The sequence below is a fragment of the uncultured Mycobacterium sp. genome (assembly GCF_964249325.1).
In the GTDB taxonomy this organism is placed as follows: domain Bacteria; phylum Actinomycetota; class Actinomycetes; order Mycobacteriales; family Mycobacteriaceae; genus Mycobacterium.
In genome coordinates, this window is record NZ_CAXUCH010000245.1 from 1 (window position 1) to 6,210 (window position 6,210).

6 protein-coding genes and 1 pseudogene are annotated in these 6,210 nt (G+C 63.8%); all 7 read left to right on the forward strand.

Annotated features, from left to right (window positions below; genetic code table 11):
* Positions 1-1,240: Fe-S cluster assembly protein SufB (gene sufB / locus ACFE99_RS21415; RefSeq protein WP_375488407.1), on the forward strand; the 1,240-nt coding region annotated here is incomplete at its 5' end.
* The gene (gene sufD / locus ACFE99_RS21420; protein WP_375488408.1) at positions 1,237-2,448 is read left to right on the forward strand and encodes a Fe-S cluster assembly protein SufD; all 1,212 of its coding nucleotides are present in this window, start codon (positions 1,237-1,239) and stop codon (positions 2,446-2,448) included. The genes sufB and sufD, both read left to right, overlap by 4 nt.
* The gene (gene sufC, locus ACFE99_RS21425) at positions 2,445-3,275 is read left to right on the forward strand and encodes a Fe-S cluster assembly ATPase SufC (protein ID WP_375488409.1); all 831 of its coding nucleotides are present in this window, start codon (positions 2,445-2,447) and stop codon (positions 3,273-3,275) included. Before sufD ends, sufC begins: the two co-directional genes overlap by 4 nt.
* Before the next feature lie 2 nt (positions 3,276-3,277).
* Complete coding sequence (locus ACFE99_RS21430; RefSeq protein ID WP_375488410.1) at positions 3,278-4,552, forward strand: cysteine desulfurase; 1,275 nt, start codon at positions 3,278-3,280, stop codon at positions 4,550-4,552.
* The gene (gene sufU, locus ACFE99_RS21435; protein WP_375488411.1) at positions 4,549-5,037 is read left to right on the forward strand and encodes a Fe-S cluster assembly sulfur transfer protein SufU; all 489 of its coding nucleotides are present in this window, start codon (positions 4,549-4,551) and stop codon (positions 5,035-5,037) included. Before ACFE99_RS21430 ends, sufU begins: the two co-directional genes overlap by 4 nt.
* Positions 5,012-5,359, forward strand: a complete 348-nt coding sequence (locus ACFE99_RS21440) for a metal-sulfur cluster assembly factor (RefSeq protein ID WP_375488412.1) — start codon at positions 5,012-5,014, stop codon at positions 5,357-5,359. Before sufU ends, ACFE99_RS21440 begins: the two co-directional genes overlap by 26 nt.
* Positions 5,360-6,057: 698 nt before the next feature.
* Positions 6,058-6,210, forward strand: a pseudogene (locus ACFE99_RS21445) (carboxylate--amine ligase); the annotation flags it as partial.

The window sequence follows — 6,210 nt, forward strand, 5'->3', positions numbered from 1 at the left end:
ACTGCGGATCTTCGAGCGCAAGCCGATACCGGCCTGGGGTTCGGATCTCAGCGGCATCGACTTCGACAACATCAAGTACTTTGTGCGCTCCACCGAGAAGCAGGCAGCCAGTTGGGACGATTTGCCCGAGGACATCCGCAATACCTACGACAGGCTGGGAATTCCGGAAGCTGAAAAGCAGCGATTGATTGCTGGAGTAGCGGCCCAGTACGAATCCGAGGTGGTTTACCACCAGATCCGGGAAGACCTTGAGAAACAAGGAGTTATCTTCCTAGACACCGATACCGGGCTGCGCGAGCACCCCGACCTCTTCAAGCAGTACTTCGGCACCGTGATCCCGGCCGGTGACAACAAGTTCTCCGCATTGAACACCGCGGTCTGGAGCGGCGGCTCGTTTATCTACGTACCGCCCGGCGTGCACGTCGATATCCCGCTGCAGGCCTACTTCCGGATCAACACCGAGAACATGGGCCAATTCGAGCGCACGCTGATCATCGTCGACGAGGACGCGTACGTTCACTACGTCGAGGGCTGCACTGCTCCTATTTACAAGTCGGACTCGCTGCATTCGGCGGTAGTGGAGATCATCGTGAAGCCGCACGCGCGGTGCCGCTACACCACGATCCAGAACTGGTCGAACAACGTCTACAACCTGGTCACCAAGCGGGCTCGCGCTGAGGCCGGCGCCACCATGGAATGGATCGACGGCAACATCGGGTCCAAGGTGACGATGAAGTACCCGGCGGTGTGGATGACCGGGGAGCACGCCAAGGGTGAGGTGTTGTCGGTGGCGTTCGCCGGAGAGGGCCAGCACCAGGACGCCGGCGCGAAGATGCTGCATCTCGCGCCCAACACGTCGAGCACCATCGTGTCCAAGTCGGTGGCCCGCGGCGGCGGCCGCACTTCCTACCGCGGCCTGGTACAGGTGAACAAGGGCGCTCACGGATCGCGCTCCAGCGTGAAATGCGATGCGCTACTGGTGGATACGATCAGCCGCAGCGACACCTACCCGTACGTCGACATCCGTGAGGACGACGTGACGATGGGGCATGAGGCCACCGTGTCCAAGGTCAGCGAGAACCAGCTCTTCTACCTGATGAGCCGCGGGCTCACCGAGGACGAGGCGATGGCGATGATCGTGCGCGGCTTCGTCGAGCCGATCGCCAAAGAGCTGCCGATGGAATACGCGCTGGAGCTCAACCGGCTGATCGAACTGCAGATGGAGGGTGCTGTCGGATGACGGCTCATGACCTGACCGTCGAGGGATCGCCAGCAGGGTCGTCACTCACCGCACTGAATAAGGGAGAGCTGTTCACGTCATTCGACGTCGACGCTTTCGAAGTTCCCGGTGGCCGCGACGAGATCTGGCGATTCACCCCGCTGCGCCGGCTGCACGGTCTGCACGACGGCTCAGCGCGGGCGACCGGCAACGCGACGATCACTGTCAGCGAACAGCCGGGCGTGCGAGTGGAAACCGTGCGTCGCGGTGACGAGCGGCTCGGCCAAGGCGGCGTACCCGCCGATCGGGTTGCCGCGCAGGCGTTTTCGGCGTTCAACGCCGCGACGCTGGTCACGGTGGAACGTGGCACGGCGCTGCAGACGCCGATTGAGATCGCGGTCACCGGGCCGGGCGAGGGAGCGACGGCCTACGGGCACCTGCAGCTCCGCATCGACGAACTCGGCGCGGCGGTCGTGGTGATCGACCACCGGGGTAGCGGAACCTACGCCGACAACGTCGAATTCATCGTCGGCGACGCCGCGCGGCTCACCGTCGTCTCGATCGCCGACTGGGCCGACGACGTCGTACACGTCAGCATGCACCACGCCGCGCTGGGCAAGGACGCGGTGCTACGCCATGTCGCGGTTACTCTCGGGGGTGATGTGGTGCGGCTGACGGGCCGGGTACGGTTCGATGCTCCCGGCGGCGACGCCGAGCTGCTCGGCCTGTACTTCGCCGACGACGGTCAGCACCTCGAGTCGCGGCTGTTGATCGACCACGCTCAACCTGACTGCAAATCCAACGTGCTGTACAAGGGTGCGCTGCAAGGAAATCCGGACTCCGACAAGCCCGACGCGCACACCGTGTGGGTGGGCGACGTGCTGATCCGCGCCATCGCCGCCGGCACCGACACCTTCGAAGTCAACCGCAACCTGGTGCTCACCGACGGTGCGCGCGCCGACTCGGTGCCCAACCTGGAAATCGAGACCGGCGAGATCGTCGGCGCCGGGCACGCCAGCGCCACCGGACGCTTCGACGACGAGCAACTGTTCTACCTGCGTTCCCGCGGCATCCCCGAAGAGCAAGCGCGCCGGCTGGTGGTGCGCGGCTTCTTCGGCGAGATCATCGCCAAGATCGCAGTACCCGAGGTGCGCGAGCGCCTAACCGCAGCCATCGAACACGAACTGGCCATCTCCGAAAACACGACAGCAAAGACGACAGCCTCATGACCACTCTGGAAATCAAAGACTTACACGTCAGCGTCACCGACCCATCGGACGGGGACCGCGAGATCCCGATCCTCAACGGCGTCAACCTGACTGTGAGTTCCGGCGAAACCCATGCGGTCATGGGCCCCAATGGCTCCGGCAAGTCCACGCTGTCGTACGCCATTGCCGGACACCCGAAGTACAAGGTGACGTCCGGATCCATCACGCTAGACGGTCAGAACGTGCTGGACATGAGCATTGATGAACGTGCGCGAGCGGGCCTCTTCTTGGCCATGCAGTACCCCGTCGAGGTGCCCGGCGTGTCGATGTCGAACTTCCTGCGCAGCGCTGCCACCGCGGTCCGCGGCGAGGCGCCGAAGCTGCGGCACTGGGTCAAAGAAGTCAAGGCCGCGCTGGACGCCCTCGACATCGACCCCGCCTTCGCCGAACGCAGTGTCAACGAAGGCTTTTCCGGTGGCGAGAAGAAACGCCACGAGATCCTGCAGCTGGGCCTGCTCAAGCCCAAAATCGCAATCCTCGACGAAACCGACTCCGGTCTGGACGTCGACGCCCTGCGCGTGGTCAGCGAAGGGGTCAACCGCTACGCCGAATCCGAGCACGGCGGCATCCTGCTGATTACGCACTACACCCGCATCCTGCGCTACATCCACCCGCAATTCGTGCACGTCTTCGTCGGCGGACGGATCGTGGAATCCGGAGGCCCGGAGCTGGCCGACGAGCTGGATCAGAACGGCTACGTGCGCTTCACCCAGACCGATGGCGGCGACCCGCTGCGCCCGGCTTCGCCGAGCTTGCAATCGCCGCGGACGGCGGTCACGGGGGCTTAGCCATGGCTGTCTCTGTTGGTCGGTCACACCTACTGGACTTGACCGCGATCCGCGCCGATTTCCCCATCCTTAAGCGCGTGATGCGCGGCGGAAAGCAGCTGGCCTACTTGGATTCCGGCGCGACGTCGCAGCGCCCGGTCCAGGTGCTCGACGCCGAGCGGGAGTTTTTGATCACGTCCAACGGCGCGGTGCACCGCGGCGCGCACCAGCTGATGGAGGAGGCCACCGATGCCTACGAGCAGGGCCGCGCTGACATCGCTGCGTTCGTCGGTGCCGACGTCGACGAGCTGGTTTTCACCAAGAACGCCACCGAAGCCATCAATCTGGTGTCCTACGTGTTGGGCGACACGCGCTTCGAGAATTGTGTCGGGCCAGGCGATGTCATCGTCACCACTGAGCTCGAGCATCACGCGAACCTAATCCCGTGGCAGGAGCTCGCCCGGCGCACCGGCGCCAGTTTGCGCTGGTACGGGATAACCGGCGGTGAGAAAGAAGCCGGCCGCATCGACCTGGACTCCTTGCGGCTCGACGAACGGGTCAAAGTCGTTGCCTTCACGCATCACTCGAATGTGACCGGTGCACATGCCCCGGTATCCGAGCTGGTGGCCCGGGCGAAGTCCGTCGGTGCCTTGACCGTGTTGGACGCTTGCCAGTCGGTGCCGCACCAGCCGGTCGACTTCCATGGGCTCGACGTCGACTTCGCCGCATTTTCCGGCCACAAAATGCTGGGGCCCAACGGAATCGGAGTGCTGTATGGCCGCCGTGGTCTCCTCGCCAAGATGCCGCCGTTCCTCACCGGTGGCTCGATGATCGAAACCGTCACCATGGAGGCCACCACCTACGCGCCGCCACCCCAGCGGTTCGAGGCCGGCACCCCGATGACCTCCCAGGTCGTCGGCTTAGCTGCAGCGGCACACTATCTGCAAGCGATCGGGATTGATGCCGTCGACGCGCACGAACGCCAGCTTGTTTCGGCCACGATTGAGGGCCTGTCTGCCATCGACGGCGTTCGGATCGTCGGGCCGACATCGATGCAGGACCGCGGATCGCCGGTGGCTTTCGTGGTCGACGGTGTCCACGCCCACGACGTCGGCCAGGTGCTCGACGACGAGGGCGTCGCCGTACGGGTTGGACACCACTGTGCGCTGCCGCTGCACCGCCGCTTCGGCTTGGCGGCGACCGCGCGGGCGTCGTTTGCCGTGTACAACACCGTCGACGAAGTCGACCGGCTGGTCGCCGGTGTACGTCGCGCCGTGGAGTTCTTCGGGGGAGCGTGACGGTGCGCCTGGAGCAGATCTATCAGGACGTGATCCTCGATCACTACAAACACCCGCAACACCGCGGCCTGCGCGAGCCGTTCGCCGCGCAAGTGCAGCACGTCAACCCAATCTGCGGCGACGAGGTCACGCTGCGCGTCGCGTTGTCCGACGACCGTGAACGGGTTGTCGACGTGTCCTACGACGGACAAGGTTGTTCGATCAGCCAGGCGTCGACCTCGGTGCTCACCGAGCAGGTGATCGGTCAAGACGTGGGCCAGGCGCTGAAGACCGTCACCGCGTTCACCGAAATGGTTTCGTCGCGCGGAAACATCGAGGGCGACCCAGATGTTCTCGGCGACGGCGTCGCGTTCGCCGGCGTGGCGAAATATCCGGCACGGGTCAAATGCGCACTGCTGGGCTGGATGGCGTTCAAAGACGCGGTGGCACAGGCGATTACAGACGTTGAGGAGGTTAACCATGAGCGAAACCGCAGCACCGGATAACGAATTGCTCGCCGACGTCGAGGAGGCGATGCGAGACGTCGTCGACCCCGAGCTGGGGATCAATGTCGTCGACTTGGGGCTGGTCTACGGCCTTAACGTCGAACACAGCGACGACGGCACGGTTGCGCTGATCGACATGACGCTGACCTCGCCGGCTTGCCCGTTGACCGATGTCATCGAAGACCAGTCGCGCACCGCGCTGATCGGCGCCGGCCTGGTCGACGAACTGCGCATCAACTGGGTGTGGAACCCCCCGTGGGGTCCCGACAAGATCACCGACGACGGCCGCGAGCAACTGCGTGCCCTCGGCTTTACCGTGTAAGCCATCACGCTTGAAGTCAAACTCCGCTGAGAGCCCGAGCATGCGCTCGGCGTTGAGTGCGCGATTTTCTTGTGGGCGCGTTTGATTGGCATCTGATCGAGAAATTCCGGTGCGGCTTTCATATTGGCGATAGTCGGCGGTGAACACGATCCGGTCGACGCCAAATGACGTGGACCATGGCCAGAGAGGCTGAGGACAAACTCCAACTAGGGTTGCGATTCGCTCCTCGCCGAGATCATGATGCCTGCGGGCCATTCGCCTTGCGAGCCTGTGGCGCCGTAACCGGCCTGTGGCAGTAGTTCGATTCCCGAGTTGATCGGTTCTTCTGGTGCTCTTGGGATATGGCCGGCAGCTGGTCTTCAAAAGCGATGCCTTCATAACATCTCCTTCTGGCCGGGTGAAACGGAGGTTGTCGCAGTCGGGACGACTCCGCGTGGAGGTGACCACAGTCGACGTCGGGCAAATCGTCCTTCCCCGAGGATGGCGCCCGTGGCCTGATCATTCATCGCCGCAGGCGCGGTGGCGAGAGGATGGCGAACTCAGACAAAATATCGACCATGGTCAAACCCGCCTCGGCGACAATCGGACACGGAGGTGTGCCGGTGGGAATACAGTCGAGAGCGACCGCTTTCTACGTAGTTGCTCATCGCCGTCAGGTCGGCGTCGGCACGTAGAGCACGACACACGAAGGCCAGATCCTGCCCGAGCATCCCACGGTCGGCGTCGAGGAAGAGTTCCTCTTGATCGGTGCCGACAACGAACCATCGCCGGCCAATCGGGCGGTCGCCGATAAGGCGCGGTGTCGTGGTGTCGAGCTGCAGCTGGAATTGACCACTTGCCAGGTGGAAACC

Excerpts from the sequence above, each read along its gene's own strand:
- sufD (WP_375488408.1), top strand. The coding sequence starts at position 1,237 with ATGACGGCTCATGACCTGACCGTCGAGGGATCGCCAGCAGGGTCGTCA.
- ACFE99_RS21430 (WP_375488410.1), top strand. The coding sequence starts at position 3,278 with ATGGCTGTCTCTGTTGGTCGGTCACACCTACTGGACTTGACCGCGATC.
- sufC (WP_375488409.1), top strand. The coding sequence starts at position 2,445 with ATGACCACTCTGGAAATCAAAGACTTACACGTCAGCGTCACCGACCCA.
- ACFE99_RS21440 (WP_375488412.1), top strand. The coding sequence starts at position 5,012 with ATGAGCGAAACCGCAGCACCGGATAACGAATTGCTCGCCGACGTCGAG.